Genomic DNA, 22,752 nt, shown 5'->3' with positions numbered 1-22,752 from the left:
GCACCGCCACTTTTTAAAATGCAATTTCGAAAAGAAATTAGTTGGTATTTTTAGAAATCCTACCGCTTCACCAGATTCATTTAATTGCCGAAAGTTGTGGTCATTTGGCAAAAGCAGAAGTAAACAAAATTTTAAGTCAAATAGTTGTTTAAAATAATTAATTTTGCATCCATATTTTCAATGCGATAATAATACCTATTATGAAAACAATACAATTCAGAGAAGCTATTTGTGAGGCGATGAGCGAAGAGATGCGCCGCGACGAGACCGTATATCTTATGGGCGAGGAAGTAGCTGAATATAATGGTGCCTATAAAGCATCAAAAGGAATGTTGGACGAATTCGGCGCAAAGCGTGTAATTGATACTCCAATTGCAGAGCTTGGTTTTTCAGGAATTGCTGTAGGATCAGCTATGAACGGCTGTCGTCCAATTGTTGAATTTATGACTTTTAACTTTGCATTAGTTGGAATCGATCAGATTATCAATAATGCGGCAAAAATGCGTCAAATGTCTGGCGGACAATTTAATATGCCAATGGTTTTCCGAGGACCAACTGCTTCTGCAGGTCAGCTAGGCGCAACTCACTCTCAGGCCTTTGAAAGTTGGTTTGCCAATACTCCAGGTCTTAAGGTAGTGGTTCCGTCAAATGTCTATGATGCTAAAGGTCTATTGAAATCTGCAATTCGTGATAATGATCCAGTTATTTTTATGGAATCTGAGCAAATGTATGGTGACAAAGGTGAAGTTCCCGAAGGTGAATATACCATTCCACTTGGTGTTGCCGATATTAAACGAGAAGGTACTGATGTAACAATCGTATCTTTCGGAAAAATCATCAAAGAAGCATATGCCGCTGCCGAAGAACTTGAAAAAGAAAATATCTCTTGCGAAATTATTGACCTTCGTACTGTAAGACCAATGGATTATGATGCGATTATCAAATCAGTAAAGAAAACAAATCGATTGGTGGTTCTTGAAGAAGCATGGCCTTTTGCGAGCGTGGCTTCAGAAATTACATATATGGTTCAAGAACGCGCTTTTGATTATCTTGATGCACCAATCCAGCGGATTACAACGGCAGATACTCCTGCGCCTTATGCGCCAACGTTGCTCAAAGAATGGTTGCCAAATGCATCTGATGTTGTAAAAGCGGTGAAAAAAGTAATGTACAAGAAATAGTAGTTTGCTTTAAATTAAAGTATGATCTAGATACTAGAAACGTGAATATTTTGTTCTACAACAGATATTCACGTTTGCTTTTTATATTAAAATTGCAGCTGCAATCTTGCAATCTTACTTGAAAAATTCATAACACTCAAGTACTTCAAAATAAAGTATATTTGAAATCGTTCAGAAACCCATCTGAAACAATTCGTTTTTTATATGAAAATAAGATTTTTATTTACCCTATTATTGCTTTTAAGCGCATTCATTACATCTGCACAAACAAAGGTTAGCGGAATTGTGCTTGATGAAACAAATCTTCCTTTGCCTTATGCAAATGTTCAATTTAAAGGTTCAAACCAGGCAATAGTTACCAATGAAGACGGACTATTTTATTTGGAGTCTAAAGAAAATTATCAAGGCATAGTAGTCTCATATGTGGGCTATACCGATAAAGAGGTGATACTTACCAAATCTGTGACCTACAATATGAAAGTAATTCTTAGTCAAGGTCAAGAGTTGAGTGAAGTGGTTATCTACACTGGCAAGACCTCTAAGAAAGATAATCCGGCAATAGATATTTTGCGAAAAATTTGGGAACGAAAGCGTAAAAATGGACTAAAAATGTTTAGTCAGTATCAAATGGCAAAATACGAGAAGGTCGAATTTGATATGAATTCTATTGACAGTACTTTTATGAAAAGTAAACTTTTCAAAGGGATGGAATTTATCTTTGATCAAGTTGACACTTCAAGCATAACTGGAAAAACATATTTACCGATATTTATTAATGAGGCATTATCTGACGTCTATGGCGACAATAAAATAAATAAAACCAAGGAAATTCTCAAAGCCAACAAAAATTCTGGATTTTCAAACAATCAGCAGATTCTGGCTTTTATTAAAGATTTATATGCCGAATATAATATCTACGATAATTACCTGACTTTCTTTGACAAAAGTTTTACAAGTCCATTGTCTCGCACCGGAATTGACGTCTATAATTATGTCTTAAAGGACAGTGCGTATATTGATAATAAGTGGTGTTATAATATCGTGTTTTATCCAAGGCGAAAAAACGAACTTACTTTCAAAGGAAATTTCTGGGTAAATGACACAACATTTGCAATCAAAAACATCAATATGGCAGTCACCAAAAGTGCCAATATCAACTGGGTAAAAGACATTTATATCGAGCAGGAATTTGAGGTTTTAAATGATTCGGTTTTTCTACTTCGTCGCGATCATATGATGTCGGATTTTGCTTTAAATAAAAAGGAAAAATCCAAAGGAATTTACGGGAAGCGAACCACCTTATTTCAAGATCACGTTTTTGATCGTGAGAAACCTGTCGATTTTTATCGGGAACGTGTCAACTTTAGCGATGATGCTATCTACGCAAAGTCGGAAGAATATTGGGAAGAAAATCGATTCGAGAATCTAAACAAAGATGAGCGCGGTGTCTACAAAATGTTGGACACTTTGCAGTCAGTCAAGCGCTTTCAACAAGTTACTAATCTGGTTACCATCTTAGGTAGTGGTTATGTCGCTTTCGGAGATTTTGATTATGGACCAGTATTTTCAACCATTGGGTACAACGAAGTTGAGGGCGTGCGAGTGCGCACTGGTGGTCGTACTTATTTTGGACCCAACGATTTATGGAGACTGCAAGGCTACACCGCTTATGGTTTTGGCGATGACAAATTTAAATATGGTATTAGTGGAAAATGGATGATAGATCCTCGCAAGCGGATTATACTTTCGGGCGGAAACCGTCGTGACATTGAACAAATTGGCGCAAGTCTTACTACTACCAACGATATTATGGGCAGAAGTTTTGCTTCTTCCAGTATTTTTAGCGCTGGATCTAACGGAAAATTAACAAATATAAATTTGAGTAATTTCTCTGTTGAGATGGAGGTGGTCAAAGATTTCGTCATTCAAACTGGAATTTCCTACAGAACGCTTCGGTCGGCTTCTGACGCTTTTAGCCTCGATTATTACACCCAAATTCCTGACGCACTCAACCCTCTCGGCGTGATTGAAAGCGAAGTGAAGCAGGCCGAAACGGGCATTCAACTTGAGTGGACTCCCAACCGAAAAACAATTTGGTACGGTGTCGAGCGCAGTGATGTCACTTCAGATTATACTCGAATTTTTCTAAATTATAGCGCTGGAAACAAGCAACTCTTCAATAGTGATTTCGATTATCAGAAACTGCAATTTTATTACCGTCAGCCAATTACGATTGGACCTTTGGGACGAACAAATTTGATTGTTGAGGTAGGAAAGACTTTTGGAGAAGTGCCACTTGGATTATTGAGTGTCATTCCAGGAAATCAGACTTACTTTACCATCGAAAACACTTTTAGCAACCTTGATTATTATGAGTTTGTCTCAGATCAATATGCAACTTTTCAGTGGACTCATAATTTCAATGGAAAGATTTTTGCACGTATTCCGGCACTTCGCAAGCTCAACTGGCGCGAAATAATTGGTGTTAAGGGAGTGTACGGGAATATTTCGGATGCCAATAAGGCCATAAATGCTTCAGGTTTAATTTACCGTGCACCAACCGATGGATATTGGGAATATAATGCAGGAATAGGGAATATATTCAAAGTTTTTCGCATAGAGTGTAGTTGGAGAGGCAGTTATTTAGATGTGCCTGACGCCAATAAATTTTCGATTAAAGGTTCTATTGGGTTTCATTTTTAGGACCTTATTCCGGCTGTCTGTAGGGATCTTCAACTTTTATAAACTAAGTTGCCAAAATCCACCTCTATATTTTCTGAAATCTAAATTAAAATGCTTGCCAAAATCCACATTTCTTAAAAGATTTACTTAATTTTTATTTATTAAGTAGAACAAATTTCGCCAAATGCCAATTTTTGGCTATTTTTGCACCCGATTAAAAATTATAAAAATGACAGCTGACAAAATTCTAACTTTTGACGTATTGATTGAAATACCAAAAGGAAGCAGAAACAAATACGAATACGATTTCGAATTCAAAAAAATACGTTACGACCGAATGTTGTTTTCGTCAATGATGTATCCTGCAGATTATGGATTCATTCCAGAAACTTTAGCGCTTGATGGAGATCCATTAGATGTTTTAGTTTTGGTAACTGAGCCAACTTTTCCTGGATGTGTAATGGAAGTAAAGCCAATCGGTGTTTTCCACATGGCAGATGACAAAGGTCAAGACGAAAAGATTATCTGTGTACCAGTTTCAGATCCAATCTGGAATAGACTTGAAGATCTTAGCGATATCAACCCACACCTTCTTAAAGAAATTGAGCACTTTTTTCAAGTGTACAAAGATCTTGAAAACAAGAAAGTTGATGTTGGTGGATGGGGAGATGCAAACGAAGCAAAAGAAATTATTGTTCAGTGCATCAACCGTTTTGAAGCAATAGAAAATAGAGAAGAAGGATTATTCAGTATAAAATAATCTAAATTTTATCATAATAAAAAAAGACAGCTTTTGTAAAAAGGCTGTCTTTTTTGTTTAAATTTGAATTATTAGCAAACAATATTTCAATATTTAAACCTTTTATCTATGGATTCATTAATGATTTATGTTCCTATTGCCATGGCAATTTTAGGACTGGTATTTATGTGGGCAAAACGAAGTTGGGTTCTTAAACAAGATCCGGGCGACGGTAAGATGAAAGAGATTTCAGATTATATATATGAAGGTGCTCTTGCTTTCCTAAAAGCAGAATACCGGCTACTTGCAATCTTTGTGGTTGCTGCGAGTATTGCACTCGCAATAGTTTCTTATTTTGTGCCTACAACTCATATACTGATTGTCGTAGCCTTTGTTTTCGGAGCTTTTTTCTCTGCACTTGCAGGAAATATGGGAATGAAGATTGCCACAAAAACCAATGTCCGCACCACACAAGCTGCTCGTACTAGTTTGCCACAAGCACTCAAAGTCTCTTTTGGCGGGGGTACAGTAATGGGACTTGGAGTTGCAGGTCTTGCAGTTTTGGGACTTACTGGGTTCTTTATTATTCTCTTTCATTATTTTATGGATGGCGTTTGGACCAATGTACATCAAATGACTATTCTTCTCGAGACACTAGCAGGATTTTCGTTAGGTGCCGAATCAATTGCATTGTTCGCTAGAGTCGGTGGGGGAATTTATACTAAAGCAGCCGATGTGGGTGCCGACCTTGTTGGAAAAGTAGAAGCTGGTATTCCAGAAGATGATCCTCGTAATCCTGCAACTATTGCCGATAATGTAGGTGATAATGTAGGTGATGTAGCAGGAATGGGAGCCGATCTTTTTGGATCGTATGTTGCAACTGTACTTGCTGCAATGGTATTAGGAAACTACGTGATTAAGGATATGGGTGGCGCAATTGATGATGTTTTCGGTGGAATCGGACCTATTTTGCTTCCGATGTCAATCGCTGGTTTTGGAATTCTGTTCTCGATTATTGGAACTTTGGTAGTGAGTATCAAAGATAATAATGCTAAAGAAAAGCAAGTTCAGTCGGCTCTAAATGTGGGGAATTGGATTTCGATTGCTTTGACGGCCGGTGCGTGTTTTGTTTTAGTAAAATATATGCTGCCACCTACTCTAAAAATGTCGTTTTACGGAGAAGGAATTAAAGAAATAGAATCTATAAACGTCTTTTACGCAACCATTGTCGGGCTAATTGTGGGCGGAGTTATTTCGTTTGTTACAGAATATTACACAGGATTGGGAACAAAACCAGTTATGGCAATCGTTCAGAAATCTTCTACGGGAGCCGGAACAAACGTTATTGCAGGATTGGCAACAGGAATGATTTCTACTTTTCCAACCGTGCTATTATTTGCAGCAGCGATATGGATTTCCTACGCTTTTGCAGGGTTTTATGGAGTGGCACTTGCCGCTTCGGCGATGATGGCAACCACTGCAATGCAACTTGCCATCGATGCTTTTGGGCCAATTGCCGATAATGCAGGCGGAATTGCCGAAATGAGTGAACTTCCAAAAGAAGTTCGTACTAGAACAGATATTCTTGATGCGGTAGGAAATACAACGGCAGCGACAGGAAAAGGCTTTGCAATCGCTTCGGCAGCATTGACATCTCTGGCATTGTTTGCAGCCTATGTAACCTTTACAGGAATCGACGGAATCAATATTTTCAAGGCGCCAGTTTTAGCGATGTTGTTTGTGGGTGGAATGATTCCCGTTGTTTTCTCTGCTCTCGCAATGAACTCTGTTGGAAAAGCTGCAATGGATATGGTAAATGAAGTGCGTCGTCAGTTTAGAGAAATTCCGGGAATTCTAGAGGGAACAGCAAAACCAGAATATGCAAAGTGTGTGGATATTTCGACAAAAGCCGCTTTGCGCGAAATGATTCTGCCGGGTGTTCTAACCATTGGTTTTCCAATTGCAATTGTTCTACTTGGTAAAATGGTTTACGGATCTAATAATCTCTTGATTGCCGAAATGCTTGGAGGTTATATGGCAGGAGTCACCGTTTCTGGTGTACTTTGGGCAGTTTTCCAAAATAATGCTGGAGGCGCATGGGATAATGCTAAGAAATCTTTTGAAGCAGGAGTCATGATCAATGGCGAGATGACTTTTAAAGGTTCAGACGCACACAAAGCTGCCATTACAGGAGATACAGTTGGAGATCCTCTTAAAGATACTTCAGGGCCATCGATGAATATTTTAATAAAACTGACTTGTCTTATCGGATTGGTAATTGCGCCAATCTTAGGATCAGATTTGCCAATTGAAACTTTGGAAGTGAAACCGCTCACAGAAGTGGAAGCTACAATCGCAACTACTGCAGTAGTTCCGGCAACCGCGGTGGTTTCAAAAGAAGTTCGAATAGAAAGTACTAAAGATGCCGATGGAATGATGAAAACAATCATTACCACAACTCAAGACAATAAAGTCTCCACCAAAATATTAGAAGGAACGGAAGCTGAAGTAAAAGCACAGTTGCACGATTTTAGAAAATAATATTTCAATTTTTACTAAAAAAAAAATCCCCTTAGAAACACTTCTAAGAGGATTTTTTTGTTGTGTTCTGATTCTAACTATCTACCTTTTCAATAATTTGGTAGTTGTCTTATTGCCAGAGATATCTGTTGCTGTTAATAAGTACAATCCTTGTGATAGACCGCTAATATCTATATTGGAAGATTGAATAGTTTCTAAAACTTTCTGCCCGTTTAAAGTAAAAATTCCCACATTTATAATGTCGGATTCAGAATTAATAGATACTGAATTTGTCGCTGGATTTGGATAAAGAGCCAAAGATTGTTTTGTAAAATCAGCTGTATTTAAAGGTCCTGTCGTGATTTGGATATTATCATAATAAGCATCTCCACCGTAATTGTTGTGCAACATATTAAAACCTAGAATGTCTAAAGAAGTGCTATTTGCAAAAGTTCCTTGTAAGATATTATCAACATAATATTTAATATCTGTGGCAGTTACTTCAATCTTGATGTTAATCCATTGGTTAATTTCCCATTCTGAAGTTGCGTATTCAAAACCATAATCGATGTCTTTTATCATATAAATAAAACCTCTATTCTCAATTCCGATCCCCGCAATTGGAACAAATTCCTCTTGATCATCGATTGCGTATAAAGTAAATTCGAAATCAGCGCCTAATTTTTCTGTAGCTTTTACATCGTAGGATATCGTAAAGTTGTTATGATTTGCAGGAGTTTCAAACGTTTTTACCGCACCAAAAATCGGAAACCACTGATCTCCAAAACCTGGTTCATTTGCATTTTTAAAAGAGAAATTTCCTACTGATGCTGTCTCGTCTGTAATAATTTGGTTCGTCACAAAACCATCAGATCCTTCGGTAACAACCCAACCATTTTGATTGTGAATCGTTCCTAAAGTGAAACCTTCAGAAGCTTCGAAAGAAGTTGATTGTTGTGCAAAACCTAGAGAAGAAATAAAGGCCGCGGCAAAAATGTAAAATTTGTTCATGATATAGATTTAATTTAGCCTGCAAAATTATTGATTATAATCATGCTTGGTAAATTCAAAATCTTAAAGATTCGCTAATCTTAGGAATTCAGCAATTCGCAAAGAACTAATAGGGCAGAAGTAATTCAGCCAAAGACTAAAATCCCCGCAAGACGTCTCGCGAAGAAATATTTTCTAACAATTTCAAATTCGTGCTATGATAGTTCTTTCCGCGAAAGCGTAATTTTTCTAAGTAAAATAGTTGCAGTACACATTCTCGCTGCTACAAAAAGCTAACAGCTAAAGGCTGACAGCTAACAGCTAAAAAAGTCCATGCAATTCAGCATCAATTCTATTGATAATTGTTCCCAAATCTTCAGGATTATTTACAAAATCAATTGTGTCAACGTCGATAATCAGAAGTTTTCCTTTGGTATAACCGTGAACCCAAGCTTCGTAACGCTCGTTAAGTCGGCTCAGATATTCGATAGAAATTGAGTTTTCGTACTCACGACCACGTTTGTGAATCTGTCCAACAAGATTTGGAATAGAACTTCTTAGATAAATTAGCAAATCTGGTGGCGAAACCAGCGATTCCATTAGCTCAAATAATGAAGTATAATTCTCAAAATCCCTATTTGTCATCAAGCCCATTGCGTGTAAGTTGGGTGCAAAGATGTGTGCATCTTCATATATTGTTCGGTCCTGAATTACAGACTTTCCGCTTTCGCGAATTTGCAAAATCTGACGAAAACGACTGTTAAGGAAATATATCTGAAGGTTAAACGACCAACGCTCCATCTGATGGTAAAAATCATCCAAGTACGGATTGTCTACAACCTCTTCAAAATGGGGCTCCCAACGAAAGTGTTTTGCCAAAAGTGTGGTGAGAGTTGTTTTTCCTGCTCCAATATTTCCTGCTATTGCTATGTGCATTACGGTAGTACGAATTTATAATTTATAATATCACGATTTGTAAAAATAGATAAAATATCGCCTTGAAGTTGAAAACTAGTTGCCGACTTATTAACGTTTTTAAGCACTACTGCTTCCTCCATTCCCGCTCTTCTGAAATAGAACAAATTATCTTTTTTGAAAATGATGCTGCGACTATCAGCAAATTGTACAAATTCTGATTTGCCAGTAGTGGCAATCTTTTTAATTTTCCCGTAAATATCACAGCTAAACCAATTGTCATTTTCGTCAATCCACGAAAACTGATTTTGATCTGTTTTATAATATTTTATCGGTGATTCTAAAATTGTGCTTAGTTCTTTTAGAGTGTTTCTGGAAGTATCGTATAAACTGATTTTCTGAGTCAGATTATTATAAATCCATAAATTATTTTGCGTGCTAATTCCGATCGCGCTACAAACTATCGGAGTTTCATTCTGCGAAAAGTCGAATTTTATAATTTCGGATAATTGCTTGTCCAGCAAAACTGCGGTATTAAATCGCTCGTAGAAAATTAGAATTTTTAATGGATTTTGGAAATCAACTTTTGATATTTTCCCAAGTGAAAAATTGTTGTATTCCACTTTGGTTGAATTTATTGTTTTGTAAAGCGTATTTTCGTTGATGTAATAGAGAGAATTGAAAGTATCGTAACCTAGAATTGTATCAGCGTCTACTGATGTCTGATTGATCTGCGTAGTTTCTACGAATTTCGCTTGCGCGAAAAGTATAGAAGTTGAGAGAAATAGAAAAAGAGAAAATAATTTTTTCATAGGAGCTAAAGTACGGAGATTTTGAATATTAAGGGAGGAGTTTTTACCATTAAGAAGTTATGATGCATTAAGCAAACCGTTTATGATGGTCTGAACTTCATTTTCTTAATGCCTTAATGGCGAATAATTAAACCATTAAGAAGTTAAGATTCATTAAGCATAGGGTTTAGAATGGCCTGATCTTCATTTTCTTAATGCCTTAATGGTAAAAACATTAAACCATTAAGAAGTTAAGATTCATTAAGCATAGCGTTCAGAATGGTCTGATCTTCATTTTCTTAATGCCTTAATGTTGAAAAAATAAACCATTAAGAAGTTAAGATTCATTAAGCATAGCGTTCAGAATGGTCTGATCTTCATTTTCTTAATGCCTTAATGTTGAAAAAATAAACCATTCAGAAGTTAAGAATCATTAAGCATGCCGTTTAGAATGGTCTGATCTTCATTTTCTTGATGCCTTAATGGCGAATTATTAAACCATTAAGAAGTTAAGATTCATTAAGCATAGGGTTTAGAATGGCCTAATCTTCATTTTCCTAATGCCTTAATGGCGCATAATTAAACCATTAAGAAGTTAAGATGCATTAACCATACCGTTTAGAATGGTCTGAACTTCATTTTCTTAATGCCTTAATGGCGAATAATTAAACCATTAAGAAGTTAAGATTCATTAAGCATAGGGTTTAGAATGGCCTGATCTTCATTTTCTTGATGCCTTAATGGTAAAAACATTAAACCATTAAGAAGTTAATATTCATTAAGCATAGCGTTTAGGATGATCTGATCTTCATTTTCTTAATGCCTTAATGTTGAAAAAATAAACCATTAAGAAGTTAAGATTCATTGAGCATAGGGTTTAGGATGATCTGATCTTGAATTTTTAATGCCATTATGGTGAAGGCATTAAACCATTAAGAAGTTAAGATTCATTGAGCATAGCGTTTAGAATGGACTGATCTTCATTTTCTTAATACCTTAATGGTGGAAAAGCTATTAATTTCTAATTACTGAACTCCCTTCTAATTACAAAATAATTGACATTTCTTAATTTTCTAAATTTATATTACTTTATTAGTCAAATAAATAGCTAAATTCATAACTTAATTCCGAACGTTATGCATTCAAAACAATCCGTCACTCAACTTTCGTACGAAATAACTGGTTTGGCTATAAAAGTGCACAAAGCTTTAGGACCTGGACTTTTGGAAAGTATCTATGAAGAATGTCTAAAATACGAATTACTTAAAAATGGATATGATGTACGCCATCAATTAATTGTTGCAGTTATCTACGATGATTTGAAAATGAATATCGAACTTCGGGTTGATTTGCTGGTGAATGACCTTGTGATTGTAGAGTTAAAAGCAATTGAAAATATCTTGCCAGTGCACAAAGCGCAATTGTTGACTTATATGAAATTACTAAAAAAACCGCAAGGACTTCTGATTAACTTCTTTACTGATAACATTATCAAAACGATGCAGCCTTTTGTAAATGAATTCTTTAGTGAGCTACCTGATTAATGACTTTTATGAATTAAAAAAGCAAAACTATTAAAATCCATAAGTTCATTATGTGATCTGCTTTAATTCCCCAACTGTATTATGGGCCGAAAAAGAACAAACCATTAAGGCATAAGATTATTAAGCTTTGTAGTGGTCTCTTCTGCCGAACTTCCTTAATCACTTAATGGTTCAAAAATTTAATGTTTCAAAAGAAAACTTTATTTCTTAATAAAAATACGCTTTTCTACATTCGAGTCCTGCGAGATCACGATCAAATAACTACCTGATTCCATTGCCGAAACATCGAAAGTTTGCCCATCATTTGAAGGCACATTGCATTTTCTGCCCAACATATCGTAAACTGCCGTTTGAACCGGAAGTCCAGATTTGGTAGAGATATTCAAGATTGTAGATGTTGGATTCGGGTAAATTTTAAAATTCGAGTTCTTGAAATCATTGTTGGATAATGCAGAGACTGTCACCGTTTGAGTAGTAGTTTCAGACTTTCCACAGAGTGTAACGGTAAGAGAAATAGTATGCGTTCCAACCGTAAAAGTGTGAGTGGCTATAATTTCTTGCGAAGATGTTCCATCGCCGAAATCCCAACTGTAAGTTGCACCTTCCTGAACTTCGGCGGTGAAAGTCAAAGTGGTATCGTCGCCGGTAATTTCGAAATCTGCCGATGCATCGTATTTACCGATAAACCACTGCGGAAAGTTGGCAAAAACCACTTGATTTACCGCAGCTTTCACGATCGCAACTTGATCTGCGGGAAGATTCGCAGTGTATAAAACCTCATCTGCAGATTTGCGGAAAATAGTAGTATAGAAGCAAAGTGCCGCAGCGTACGATCCCAAGAGTGAAGGGTGGCTATCATCACCGCTGTACAATTCTAAGCTAGGATTTTGAGTGATTATTGCGCGCCAAACCGCTCCCACGGGCGATACTTCGGCATTATTATCGGTTGCCATTTGCATATAACGCTGCGCTAGCAAATCGTCCATTCCAACATAAGTGCAGACCGGTGGCCACATTGGGCAGTTTTGAGCATCGCCATTTTTACGACCCCAAGTCATGTAAAACAAGGTTTCGGTACAGGCATTATTCGCAAGAATCTGATTGTTTAAAGCTGCTGCATACGGATAAACCGAATTTTCAACTTGACTGTCCGGAAACGATGGCAACTGACTTTGCTCTTGCAAAACCACATAATCCCACGGTTTCGAATTGATTTTGGCTAGCGTTTGCGCATTTGTACTGTGCTGCTGCAAAGTCGTTCCGCCGGGCATATTGGCGTCAAAAATTAGTTCGTCACCTGCAGAGGCCGTCGCCAGCTTAACCATTTCGGGCAAGTTATTAACCCCTGTGTAGGAATTTCCAATAAATAGCACAGACTTCGATTCTTGCGAAAATCCAAAAAGCGTCGAGAATACTAGAGGTAAAATGTAAAGGTGTTTCATAAGTATTGTTAAAGTTGTTCAAACTTAAATAATTATGATGATTTTTTACGCGTCAAGTAGGAGAATATTTTTCAGGAGCTAATCCGGCTGTACTTTTCAATCTTTTTTGTCAGCCGCCATTTTTGCAAGCCGCATAAGGAGCTTCCGTTGGTCGCTCTTCTGCAGCAGCAAAAAATAGGCGCCTGCCTAAAAAAGGATTTTCATTTCCATCCGGGCTAGTGAGTGAAGTCTTCGATTGGAGTGAAGTTTAAATATTTATAGTACTTACATTTAGATTAATGCGCAAAAAAAGTGGTTTCATTTCCATAAAATTTTATTGGTTAAATCGCGTATTTATAACACCGTCCCTACGGGATTTTTGTAACAATCATACAATTACCTACCCGCAGCTGAAGCTACGGGCTACAATAAAGTTGTCCCTACGGGACTGATACATTTGTGATTGTCTTTGAAAGATAAGGTGAAAATTTATCTCATAAATCATTATTGGTTTATTCGCAACCGAAACTACTGGCTACAATAAAGTCGTTCCAACCGGACTGATACATTAAAAGCTAAGTCCCATCGGGACGACTTTATTGTAGCCCACGGTTTTAACCGTGGGTCAATTAAGGCAGTTAGATTTTCAAAGTCCCATTGGGACGATGTTATAATAATGGCCGGCTTCAAAGTTTCCTGAATTTAGAACCCGATAGCGCGGATTTGCAATCCGTGCCGCAAACAACTTAAAACCGATCATCTGAAAAGGTCAGTAATTTAATAGTGGGAGGAAGCACGTGAGGATTTTATAGAATTATTAGTTTATATATAAGATAGCGTGGATTTGCAATCCGTGCCGCAAACAACTTAAAACCGATCACCCGACAAGGTCAGTAAACTAGTAGTGGGACGTTGCACGTGAGGATTTTTTAGAATTATTAGTTTATAAATAAGATAGCGCGGATTTATAATCCGTGCCCGCAAAGAAGACTTTTGCCTACTAGCGACCCTTTCTTCTTTTAAAACAGCGACTTTTTCAGTGATTACTAGGAAGAAGAAAAGAAACCTGCTATTATTTTATTGGTTAAAATCGCGTATTTATAATACCGTCCCCACGGGGAACAATCATACAATTACCTACCCGCAGCTGAAGCTACTGGCTACAATAAAGTCGTTCCTACCGGACTGAAACATAAAAGCTAAGTCCCATCGGGACGACTTTATTGTAGCCCACGGTTTTAACCGTGGGTCAATTATGATTGTTTAGATTTCGAAAGTCCCATCGGGACGATGTTATAATAATGGTCGGCTTCAAAGTTTCCTTAATTTCGAACCCGATAGCGCGGATTTGCAATCCGTGCCCGCACACGACTTAAAGCTTCATTCCTTCCAACTACATCATAGCCGTGACAGTAGCGGAAAGCCTTTTGCCTACTAGCAGCCTCTTTTTCTTGGTAGGAAAGAGCGACCAAAGGAAGCTCCTTTGCTGCCTTAGAAAAAAGCGGCTAGTTGCAAAAGCTTGAAGTGAATGGCGCGAATAGCTCCTAAAAAATCTAAAAAGATCTAAAAGATCTAAAAGATTTAAAAGATCTAAAAGATCTAAAAGATCTAAAAGATCTAAAAGATCTAAAAAATCAAAATAAATTAGAAAAATGTCATCTTAGTCACGAATCCGATACAGACCAAAATCTAAAAAAAATGCCTCGCTAAAAAACTTTCAACGAGGCATTTTCTTTATAAAAAACTTCGAATATTACAATCCGAAAGCAGTTTTCACTTGATCAACAAAATCCAATTTCTCCCAAGTAAACAGCTCAACCGTAACAGTTTTTTCTTCACCATAGGGAGTCGTAAAAACTTTAGTTACAGTCTCCGGAGTACGACCCATATGCCCGTAAGCCGCCGTCTCGCTGTAGATAGGATTGCGAAGTTTCAGTCGTTGCTCAATCGCGTAAGGACGCATATCAAATAGACCTTCAATTACTTTCGCAATTTGGCCATCGGTCATATCAACTTTGGCGCTTCCGTAAGTCTCAACAAAGATTCCCATTGGTTTTGCAACTCCGATCGCATACGAAACCTGAACTAGAATTTCGCTCGCAACACCTGCCGCAACAAGGTTTTTGGCAATATGTCTAGTTGCATAAGCAGCACTTCTGTCCACTTTACTTGGATCTTTTCCAGAAAATGCGCCACCACCGTGAGCACCTTTTCCGCCATAGGTATCTACGATAATCTTACGACCTGTAAGACCTGTATCTCCGTGAGGCCCACCAATTACAAACTTTCCAGTTGGGTTGATGTGGTAAGTAATATCGTCATTAAACAAATGACTATACTCTGGATATTTCTTTTGAATTCTAGGAATCAGAATTCCTACAATATCTTCTTTGATTTTTGCCAACATCGCTGTTTCTTCGTCAAAATCATCGTGTTGTGTCGAAATCACGATTGCTTTAATGCAATTAGGGTGATTGTTGTCTTCATATTCTAAAGTTACCTGCGATTTTGCATCTGGACGCAAATAGGTAATTTCAGAATTCTCTCTGCGGATTTCTGCTAATTCCTGAAGTAGTTTGTGAGATAAATCAAGTGCCAATGGCATATAACTCGCAGTTTCGTCAGTAGCATATCCAAACATCATTCCTTGATCTCCGGCACCTTGCTCTTCTGGAGTCGTTCTGTCTACACCTTGGTTGATGTCTTGTGATTGCTCGTGAATTGCCGAAAGAATTCCGCAAGAGTTTGCATCAAACATATACTCGCTTTTTGTGTAACCAATTTTTCTGATTACTTCGCGGGCGATAGATTGAACGTCAAGATATGTTTTGGATTTTACTTCACCAGCAAGAATTACTTGGCCAGTAGTAACAAGAGTTTCGCAAGCTACTTTTGAATTTATGTCAAAAGCTAAAAAATTATCAATTAATGCGTCTGAGATTTGATCTGCAATTTTATCAGGATGTCCTTCGCTAACAGATTCTGACGTGAATAAATAAGCCATAATACTAGTATTTTTTAAATAAATTTAAAATCGAGAAAAATACTAAATTGCCGGAATGCTAAAGGAGGGATTTCTGCTTTAGCATTTTTTACGATACTCATTATGAGTATCAGAGGTTGCAATCAGTTCAAATTTTTCCTCTTATTTGTGTGTTGCAAAGATAGATAAGGATAATTTATAAAAGCTACTATTTTAGTTTTTTTTATGGAGTAGCTGTTTCATAAATTACTTAAAAATTATCTGCCGAGCTTTTAATATTCGATTGTAATTGATATATTTGGAGTTCAGTATTAAACTAAAATTATTATTATGAAAAAAACATTACTATGTGTAGGTCTTTTCTTAGGATCTTTACTAACCGCAAATGCTCAGGTTATCTTTTCTGATAACTTTAATGACGAAGACGTATCAGATTGGACTTTAATTGATGCTGATGGAGACGGAAACAATTGGGCAGACATTTTTGAAGTTACTGATGGTGGAACACCTCCAATATCTGCAACTCCAATTTCTCTCATTTCTAGATCATGGCAAGGTTCTCCGCTTACTCCAGACAACTGGATTATTTCGCCAGCAATCGTTATTCCAGCGGGAGAAGGTGCTGTTAACTTAACTTGGAAAGCACAAGCTGCTGCTGCAGCCTGGAGTTTAGAAAAGTATGCTGCTTATGTAGCGACTTCTGCTGCTCCAGCTGATCTTCAAGCTTCAACTGTTAAATGGGTAGGAATTCACGAAGGTGGACCTGCTGGAACAATTATCAACAAAACTTTAGATCTTTCTAGCTTTGCTGGTCAGACAGTTTACGTAGCTTTCAGACACTTTGATTGTACAGATCAGGATTTCTTGTCTATTGATGATGTTACTGTTACTAGAACACTTTCTACAGAGAATTTCTTCAAATCAAACTTTGCAGTATATCCAAACCCTGCAACTTCTGTGTTAAACATTACTTCTAGTAATAATGCTACTATCAACGCTGCATCTATTACAGATATCAACGGTCGTACTGTAAAAACTGTTTCTATGAACGCAGTTTCAGAAGCGCAAATCAATATCTCAGACCTTACTGCAGGAGTTTATTTCCTAAATGTAACTTCTGATGCTGGTACAGGAACTAGCAAAATCGTTAAAAAATAATTTAGTATTTCTTACTAGATTATAAGAAATCCCGCTCTATTGCTGAGCGGGATTTTTTTTGTTCTAAATATTTTTAGAATTGATTCAACACTATTATATAGATTGATGATTTTTTTTTGGGCGAGACCTTTCGCCAGAACGACTTCTGCAAAATTTCAATATTCGTGTGGCTCAGGTCGGGCTGTTTGTTCCCAATCTTTGTTGCAGCTTTTGCTCCGCAAAGCCACAACAAAGGATTTGCTTCGCCAGTTCGCAAAAGCTCGGGTCCACGACCATCCCTCTCGCAAATTTGCGGTTGCACAATATATATATATATTAATAATTTGACATTATTATTTATGCCATTTCCATAATTTAGCAGCAGCATTTTTTTTGAGTTTTGGAAATTACATAAGCCATTATACATCTAGAAATCTTTCGATTGCTTTAATTAAACCGAGCTAAATATAATTAGAAACAATATATTTGCGCGTTTCTTAGAATTATGAAAATACCTTCTTTCCTATTATTCTTCATGCTTTCAGCTGCTGCAATGGCTCAGTTTTCTGAGCATTCGTATGTTGCGGAGCTGAATGCTTTTCGGGGAAATATCATGTTGCATTCTCCGGATATGCATCATTTAATTACTGATCATCCAACTGGAACGATATTTTCTATTTTGCGAAAAACCGAAGGTTCTCAAGAATGGCATTCAGTTTTTAACTATCCCGAATACGGTGGTTATTTCTTGCATCAGGATTTCAAAAATGAATATCTGGGAGAAAATTATGCAGTAGGATTGCAGTACAATTTTTATTTTCTGAAACGGAATTTACAGCTAAAAGTTTCGCAAGGTCTTGCCATGACAACTCATAAACATGATAACGAAACCAACTACAAAAATGGCGCCTTCGGAACGAGATTCATGGAAAACACTAATTTTGCTGTCGCTTACAGCAAGCAGGATATTTGGAAAGGTTTTGGATTGCGAGCAGGATTCTTGTTTACGCATTTCTCCAATGGTAAAATAAAATCGCCTAATTCCGGAATTAACACTTATAATGTCGATGTCGGTGTGACTTATGAATTTGGTAAAACGCATGAATATATTCCTAAGGTTGACTCGCTAAAAGTTGATTTTTCAGAAAGGGTTAAGTACAATATCATCCTGCGCTCGGGAGTGAATGAAAGTTATGTGATCAATAGCGGGCAAAAACCATTTTTCCATATTGCAACTTACGCGGACAAACGACTGAATAGAAAAAGCGCCTTACAATTCGGAACGGATATCTTTCTAACATTATCGCAAAAGGAAATCATCAAGTACAAGTCGGTTTCTTATCCAGAACTTGAAGTTTCTCCAGATCTAGATTATAAAAGGGTGGGAGTTTTTGTCGGTCATGAGCTATTTATCAATAAGCTTTCGGTCGAAACGCAACTTGGTTATTATCTTTACGATGAACTAAAAGCTGATGGTTCGATTTACGACAGAGTAGGACTTAAATACTATTTTAGTCCAAAGGTATTCGCAGGAGTTGGTGTGAAAACCCACGGATTTATGGCCGAAGCGATGGAATTTTCAATTGGCGTAAGACTGTAATTTATGAAATCAATTTATAAAATATTTATTATACTGCTCGTTTTCGCATCTTGCGAGAAGCCTTCTGATTGTTTTCAAAATGCAGGAAAGATAATCAGTAAAGATGTCGCAGTAACTCCCTTCAACAAAATTGCGATCAGCCATGGAATTGCGGCAGTTATCACACAAGGCGACGAGCACTCTCTAACTATTGACGCGCCCGAAAATCTGATTTCTGATATAAAAGTAGAAATTATTGATGGAATTCTAAAAATTTCAGATAATACGACTTGCAATTTCACCAGAAAATACGGGCTGACTACTGTTCATATCACTGCACCCAATTTGGAAGAAATTCATTCTCAAACTGAGAAAAATATTACTTCAAATGGAGTTCTAAATTATCCAAACTTAACTTTATTTGCTACAGATTTGCAGGATGAGGTTGGGACTGGAGATTTTATTTTGGAATTAAATTCGAATAATCTTACGATTAATACCAACAATATTTCTGGATTTTATATTAGTGGAATTTGCGCGAATCTTAGTGCTAATTTCTATGAAGGCAACGGGATTTTGAGAGCAGAAAATCTTGAAGTTACAAATGCTCAAATTTTTCAACGGAGTTCAAACCATCTTCATTTAAAGGTTTCGGAGTCGTTAAAAGGCAAAATTCTTAGCACTGGAAATGTTTATTGCTATGGACTTCCTGCCGTTGTAGAAGTTGAGCAGCCATATATAGGAAAACTGATTTTCTTATAGACTAATCTAAAAGTTATTATAAGTCTCGCTACACACGCTTTATATCATTTAAGAAAGTAGGTACTCGTTGCAAACGAGCACCAGAAGTCGATGAAACTAGCGTCAGAAAGTTATGAGATAAAATACCTAAATGGGCCACAATTCCAGTTACGAACGCTGACGTAATCTGGTGCTTGCCTGTGGCGAGTGCCTACCTACAATTGAAAACTACATATAGCGTCTGTGACGCGGGTAATTAAAAATATGGTCGTTTGAACCCGCATTGCACCAGAACACGAAGCCGTAGAAATTCTACATCAGGCGACAGGAAGGTAACGCATAAATCTACTAAAAAGATAACCTACTTCGTAATCTCTCTAAAAATGGTTTCTAGATTTTTCTGTTTGTTCACGATTTGCAGCGCTTTTAAATTATTTGCCGCAGCAAAATCAAAAACTGTCGCGCGCATATCTTCAGAAGTTGCAAAAGTCAAATCCCACACAAAGTCGTGAGTATTTACTGCCGAAAGTAGATTTGGCATTTCAAAAAGTAGGTTTTCATCAACTTGAGAGTTGAATTCCACCATAATAATATGAGTTTCTTCTTGAATAAGATTGTCTAGTTTTCTGTCGGCAACAATTTTCCCTTTGTCGATAATTATCACACGGTCACAGATAGCTTCCACTTCTTGCATAATGTGTGTGCTTAAAAAGACAGTTTTGTCTTTTCCAGCATTTTTGATCACGCGGCGAATTTCTAATAATTGATTTGGGTCTAAACCTGTGGTGGGCTCATCGAGAATCAAGACTTCTGGATCGTGAAGCAAAGCGGTGGCAAGACCAACACGCTGTCTATATCCTTTGGATAACTGACCGATTTTCTTATGACTTTCATTGCTTAAGCCAGTCAATTCGATAACTTCTTCAATTCTACTTTTAGACACAGAATAAACCCCAGCATTAAATTCTAAATATTCTCGAACGTACAGATCCAAATATAATGGATTGTGCTCTGGCAAATATCCTACAGATTTCTGAACAGATTTCTGATCTAACTCCACATCAAAAGCATTGACTTTTGCTGATCCGTTATCGGCGCTGATATAAGTAGTCAAGATTTTCATCAAAGTTGATTTTCCAGCTCCGTTTGGACCAAGAAAGCCGACGATCTCTCCTTTGCTGATGGTAAATGAAACTGCATCAAGCGCTTTTTGTGAACCGTAACTTTTCGAAATGGATTTAACTTCAATTGACATAATGGAGATTTAAAAAACAAAAGTAAGCAGAAAATTAAATTTAAGCACTTTATTAAGAAAAATTAGAAATTTGAGAAGTAAATTTGAATAAAGAAAAAAATAAATTGGAGAATACAATAAATTTTAAAGGATGGGTTGATGCATTTGAGCTCACACATCCGATGGTGATTGCTGGTCCGTGCAGCGCAGAGACAGAAGATCAAGTAATTCAGATTGCACAACAGCTGAAAGATTCGGACGTAAGTGTCTTTCGGGCGGGAATTTGGAAACCTCGTACAAGACCAGGCGGCTTTGAAGGTGTTGGCGCAATTGGATTAAAGTGGATGCAGAAAGCTAAAGCAGAGACAGGACTATTGTTAGCGACAGAAGTGGCAAATGCCGCGCACGTAAAACTCGCCATCGAACACGATATTGATATTTTATGGATTGGCGCACGTACAACCGTAAACCCTTTTGCGGTACAAGAAATAGCCGATGCTCTAAAGGGAAGCGATAAAATTGTACTAGTAAAAAATCCTGTAAATCCAGATTTAGGATTATGGATTGGCGCAATTGAAAGACTTTATAATGCTGGTATTACCAAGTTAGGAGCTATTCATCGCGGATTTTCGACTTACGAAAAAACAATTTACCGCAATATTCCCGAGTGGCAAATAGCAATTGAGTTACAAAGTCGCTACCCAAAACTTCCTATTTTCTGTGACCCGTCACACATTACCGGAAATCGCGAAATGATTTTGGAAGTGTCTCAACAAGCACTTGATTTAAACTATAACGGATTGATGATAGAAACTCATACAGATCCAGAAAATGCGTGGAGCGATGCAGCACAGCAAGTGACACCAACGAAGTTGAAAGAAATTTTCAAAGATTTGCGAATTAGAAAGTTGACTACTGATGCCGATGGTTATAATGAAGAAATGCAGAAACTCCGCAGAGATATTGACTTTACCGATGGGAAATTATTTGATCTTCTTGGTAACAGAATGCAGATTGCCGAAAAAATGGGCGCACTCAAAAAAGAAGAGAATATCGCAATCCTTCAAAGTCAACGTTGGAATGAAGTCTTTAAAAAAATGTTGGAAATGGGCGAAGCTCGTGGATTAACACAAGATTTTGTCGAAAGAATTTTCAAGGCAATTCACCAAGAAAGTATTACCCATCAAGGTAAAATGATGAAGTAATTTTAATTAAATAAATCTAAGACTTAGGATAGAATCTAGATATTTTTGCTTGAAAGATCAGACGCTTTTAAGCAAAAAATCTATCTTCAAAAATCGTATATTTGCACTATGACAGGAATCGTTTATAAATCTACAGGAAGCTGGTATAACGTAAAAACATCTGAAGGTGATTTTATTGACTGCCGCATCAAAGGGAAGTTTCGTATGAAAGGAATTAGGAGTACGAATCCTATTGCTGTGGGCGACCACGTAGAGTATGAATTGGAAGAAACTTCGGATAAAATTACGGGCACGATAACGGAGATTCACGAAAGGAAGAATTATATCGTTAGAAAATCTGTGAATTTATCAAAGCAAATGCATATCATTGCTTCCAATATAGATTATATTTTTCTGCTTGTTACCATTAATAATCCTCCTACAACAACTAGTTTTATCGACCGTTTTCTTGTAACCGCCGAGGCGTATGGAGTAGAAGCAATTTTGGTTTTTGCAAAAATCGATACTTATGATGATGCAATGCTGGAAGAGCAATTATATTTACAACATATTTATAATGAAATTGGATACAAATCCTTAAGAGTTAGTAGCGAAACAGACAAAGGTCTTGAAAGTCTTAAAGAAGTGATGACTGGACACGTTTCGATGTTTGCAGGACATTCAGGAGTTGGAAAATCTACGCTTATTAATGCTCTAGAACCTGGATTAGATTTGCGAACAAAAGCTATTTCTGAGCAACATATGCAAGGACAGCACACTACTACTTTTGCAGAAATGTACGATTTAAAGTTTGGTGCTTCGATAATCGATACGCCTGGAATTCGCGGCTTTGGAATTGTAGATATGGAGAAAGAAGAGATAAGTGGCTATTTTCCTGAATTCTTTAAACTTCAGCATAAATGCAAATTTAATAATTGTCTACATAAAGACGAACCACATTGCGCAGTAAAAGAAGCTCTTGACAATAATGAGATCGCTTGGTCACGTTACAAAAGTTATCTACAAATTCTGGAAGGTGACGAAGAGCATTACCGCGCTGACATACATAATGAAGACCGAATCCGCAGCGACGAAACTAGAAAATCTTAGA

The 22,752-nt window shown here is 37.1% G+C and carries 16 protein-coding genes; 10 read left to right on the top strand and 6 right to left on the bottom strand.

The features are described 5' to 3' along the window. Nucleotides 1–200 precede the first annotated feature (200 nt). The 4 genes from SBO79_RS01380 (at nucleotide 201) to SBO79_RS01365 (ending at nucleotide 7,143) form a co-directional block, all read left to right on the top strand. Nucleotides 201–1,181 carry a pyruvate dehydrogenase complex E1 component subunit beta gene (locus SBO79_RS01380; RefSeq protein ID WP_318641254.1) on the top strand — a complete coding sequence of 327 codons (981 nt, stop codon included), beginning with the start codon at nucleotides 201–203 and terminating at the stop codon, nucleotides 1,179–1,181. 204 nt (nucleotides 1,182–1,385) lie between these two features. Continuing rightward, the gene (locus SBO79_RS01375) at nucleotides 1,386–3,884 is read left to right on the top strand and encodes a DUF5686 and carboxypeptidase-like regulatory domain-containing protein (protein WP_318641253.1); all 2,499 of its coding nucleotides are present in this window, start codon (nucleotides 1,386–1,388) and stop codon (nucleotides 3,882–3,884) included. A gap of 208 nt (nucleotides 3,885–4,092) precedes the next feature. Continuing rightward, nucleotides 4,093–4,623, top strand: coding sequence for an inorganic diphosphatase (locus tag SBO79_RS01370; protein WP_318641252.1), 531 nt, complete (start codon nucleotides 4,093–4,095; stop codon nucleotides 4,621–4,623). A gap of 108 nt (nucleotides 4,624–4,731) precedes the next feature. After that, a complete protein-coding gene (locus SBO79_RS01365) occupies nucleotides 4,732–7,143 on the top strand; it encodes a sodium-translocating pyrophosphatase (protein WP_318641251.1) in 2,412 nt (803 codons plus the stop codon). 81 nt (nucleotides 7,144–7,224) lie between these two features. On the opposite strand, the gene SBO79_RS01360 is transcribed toward SBO79_RS01365, so the two are convergent. The 3 genes from SBO79_RS01360 to SBO79_RS01350 all read right to left on the bottom strand — a co-directional run bounded on the left by SBO79_RS01360 (nucleotide 7,225) and on the right by SBO79_RS01350 (nucleotide 9,839). Then, entirely contained in the window at nucleotides 7,225–8,133 is a 909-nt protein-coding gene (locus SBO79_RS01360) for a T9SS type A sorting domain-containing protein (RefSeq protein ID WP_318641250.1), read from the bottom strand. A gap of 300 nt (nucleotides 8,134–8,433) precedes the next feature. Next, on the bottom strand, nucleotides 8,434–9,048 hold the full coding sequence (locus SBO79_RS01355; protein ID WP_318641249.1) for a deoxynucleoside kinase: 615 nt from the start codon (nucleotides 9,046–9,048) through the stop codon (nucleotides 8,434–8,436). Beyond that, nucleotides 9,048–9,839, bottom strand: a complete 792-nt coding sequence (locus SBO79_RS01350) for a hypothetical protein (RefSeq protein ID WP_318641248.1) — start codon at nucleotides 9,837–9,839, stop codon at nucleotides 9,048–9,050. The genes SBO79_RS01355 and SBO79_RS01350 overlap by 1 nt, the downstream gene beginning before the upstream one ends. 1,115 nt (nucleotides 9,840–10,954) lie before the next feature. Here SBO79_RS01350 and SBO79_RS01345 point away from each other — a divergent pair. Beyond that, nucleotides 10,955–11,362 (top strand): GxxExxY protein, encoded by a 408-nt coding sequence (locus tag SBO79_RS01345; RefSeq protein WP_318641247.1) that lies wholly within the window; start codon nucleotides 10,955–10,957, stop codon nucleotides 11,360–11,362. Nucleotides 11,363–11,562: 200 nt separating this feature from the next. Here SBO79_RS01345 and SBO79_RS01340 read toward each other — a convergent pair whose 3' ends face one another. Both SBO79_RS01340 and metK read right to left on the bottom strand, forming a co-directional pair. After that, the gene (locus tag SBO79_RS01340; RefSeq protein WP_318641246.1) at nucleotides 11,563–12,804 is read right to left on the bottom strand and encodes a T9SS type A sorting domain-containing protein; all 1,242 of its coding nucleotides are present in this window, start codon (nucleotides 12,802–12,804) and stop codon (nucleotides 11,563–11,565) included. A gap of 1,732 nt (nucleotides 12,805–14,536) precedes the next feature. Next, a complete protein-coding gene (gene metK, locus SBO79_RS01335; RefSeq protein ID WP_318641245.1) occupies nucleotides 14,537–15,787 on the bottom strand; it encodes a methionine adenosyltransferase in 1,251 nt (416 codons plus the stop codon). Nucleotides 15,788–16,096: 309 nt separating this feature from the next. Between metK and SBO79_RS01330 the strand changes: the two genes are divergently transcribed. The 3 genes from SBO79_RS01330 to SBO79_RS01320 all read left to right on the top strand — a co-directional run bounded on the left by SBO79_RS01330 (nucleotide 16,097) and on the right by SBO79_RS01320 (nucleotide 19,244). Further along, nucleotides 16,097–16,924, top strand: coding sequence for a T9SS-dependent choice-of-anchor J family protein (locus tag SBO79_RS01330; protein ID WP_318641244.1), 828 nt, complete (start codon nucleotides 16,097–16,099; stop codon nucleotides 16,922–16,924). 484 nt (nucleotides 16,925–17,408) lie between these two features. Then, the gene (locus SBO79_RS01325) at nucleotides 17,409–18,503 is read left to right on the top strand and encodes an acyloxyacyl hydrolase (protein ID WP_318641243.1); all 1,095 of its coding nucleotides are present in this window, start codon (nucleotides 17,409–17,411) and stop codon (nucleotides 18,501–18,503) included. A gap of 3 nt (nucleotides 18,504–18,506) precedes the next feature. Further along, the gene (locus tag SBO79_RS01320; RefSeq protein ID WP_318641242.1) at nucleotides 18,507–19,244 is read left to right on the top strand and encodes a head GIN domain-containing protein; all 738 of its coding nucleotides are present in this window, start codon (nucleotides 18,507–18,509) and stop codon (nucleotides 19,242–19,244) included. A 340-nt stretch (nucleotides 19,245–19,584) separates the two neighbouring features. On the opposite strand, the gene gldA is transcribed toward SBO79_RS01320, so the two are convergent. After that, nucleotides 19,585–20,478, bottom strand: a complete 894-nt coding sequence (gene gldA, locus SBO79_RS01315) for a gliding motility-associated ABC transporter ATP-binding subunit GldA (protein WP_318641241.1) — start codon at nucleotides 20,476–20,478, stop codon at nucleotides 19,585–19,587. Between the two features lie 104 nt (nucleotides 20,479–20,582). Between gldA and SBO79_RS01310 the strand changes: the two genes are divergently transcribed. Then, the gene (locus SBO79_RS01310; protein WP_406600237.1) at nucleotides 20,583–21,662 is read left to right on the top strand and encodes a chorismate mutase; all 1,080 of its coding nucleotides are present in this window, start codon (nucleotides 20,583–20,585) and stop codon (nucleotides 21,660–21,662) included. Between the two features lie 108 nt (nucleotides 21,663–21,770). Beyond that, nucleotides 21,771–22,751 (top strand): ribosome small subunit-dependent GTPase A, encoded by a 981-nt coding sequence (rsgA, locus tag SBO79_RS01305; protein WP_318641240.1) that lies wholly within the window; start codon nucleotides 21,771–21,773, stop codon nucleotides 22,749–22,751. Nucleotide 22,752 lies beyond the last annotated feature (1 nt).

Source organism: Flavobacterium ardleyense (assembly GCF_033547075.1).
Taxonomy (GTDB): Bacteria; Bacteroidota; Bacteroidia; order Flavobacteriales; family Flavobacteriaceae; genus Flavobacterium; species Flavobacterium ardleyense_A.
Note: the sequence above shows the minus strand (reverse complement) of the source record. Positions and strands in the feature narration are given on the sequence as shown.

Coding starts and splice junctions, on each gene's coding strand:
- SBO79_RS01340 (WP_318641246.1), bottom strand. CDS start 12,804: ATGAAACACCTTTACATTTTACCTCTAGTATTCTCGACGCTTTTTGGA.
- SBO79_RS01360 (WP_318641250.1), bottom strand. CDS start 8,133: ATGAACAAATTTTACATTTTTGCCGCGGCCTTTATTTCTTCTCTAGGT.
- SBO79_RS01350 (WP_318641248.1), bottom strand. CDS start 9,839: ATGAAAAAATTATTTTCTCTTTTTCTATTTCTCTCAACTTCTATACTT.
- SBO79_RS01370 (WP_318641252.1), top strand. CDS start 4,093: ATGACAGCTGACAAAATTCTAACTTTTGACGTATTGATTGAAATACCA.
- SBO79_RS01320 (WP_318641242.1), top strand. CDS start 18,507: ATGAAATCAATTTATAAAATATTTATTATACTGCTCGTTTTCGCATCT.
- SBO79_RS01365 (WP_318641251.1), top strand. CDS start 4,732: ATGGATTCATTAATGATTTATGTTCCTATTGCCATGGCAATTTTAGGA.
- metK (WP_318641245.1), bottom strand. CDS start 15,787: ATGGCTTATTTATTCACGTCAGAATCTGTTAGCGAAGGACATCCTGAT.
- SBO79_RS01355 (WP_318641249.1), bottom strand. CDS start 9,048: ATGCACATAGCAATAGCAGGAAATATTGGAGCAGGAAAAACAACTCTC.
- SBO79_RS01380 (WP_318641254.1), top strand. CDS start 201: ATGAAAACAATACAATTCAGAGAAGCTATTTGTGAGGCGATGAGCGAA.
- SBO79_RS01375 (WP_318641253.1), top strand. CDS start 1,386: ATGAAAATAAGATTTTTATTTACCCTATTATTGCTTTTAAGCGCATTC.
- SBO79_RS01330 (WP_318641244.1), top strand. CDS start 16,097: ATGAAAAAAACATTACTATGTGTAGGTCTTTTCTTAGGATCTTTACTA.
- gldA (WP_318641241.1), bottom strand. CDS start 20,478: ATGTCAATTGAAGTTAAATCCATTTCGAAAAGTTACGGTTCACAAAAA.
- rsgA (WP_318641240.1), top strand. CDS start 21,771: ATGACAGGAATCGTTTATAAATCTACAGGAAGCTGGTATAACGTAAAA.
- SBO79_RS01325 (WP_318641243.1), top strand. CDS start 17,409: ATGAAAATACCTTCTTTCCTATTATTCTTCATGCTTTCAGCTGCTGCA.
- SBO79_RS01345 (WP_318641247.1), top strand. CDS start 10,955: ATGCATTCAAAACAATCCGTCACTCAACTTTCGTACGAAATAACTGGT.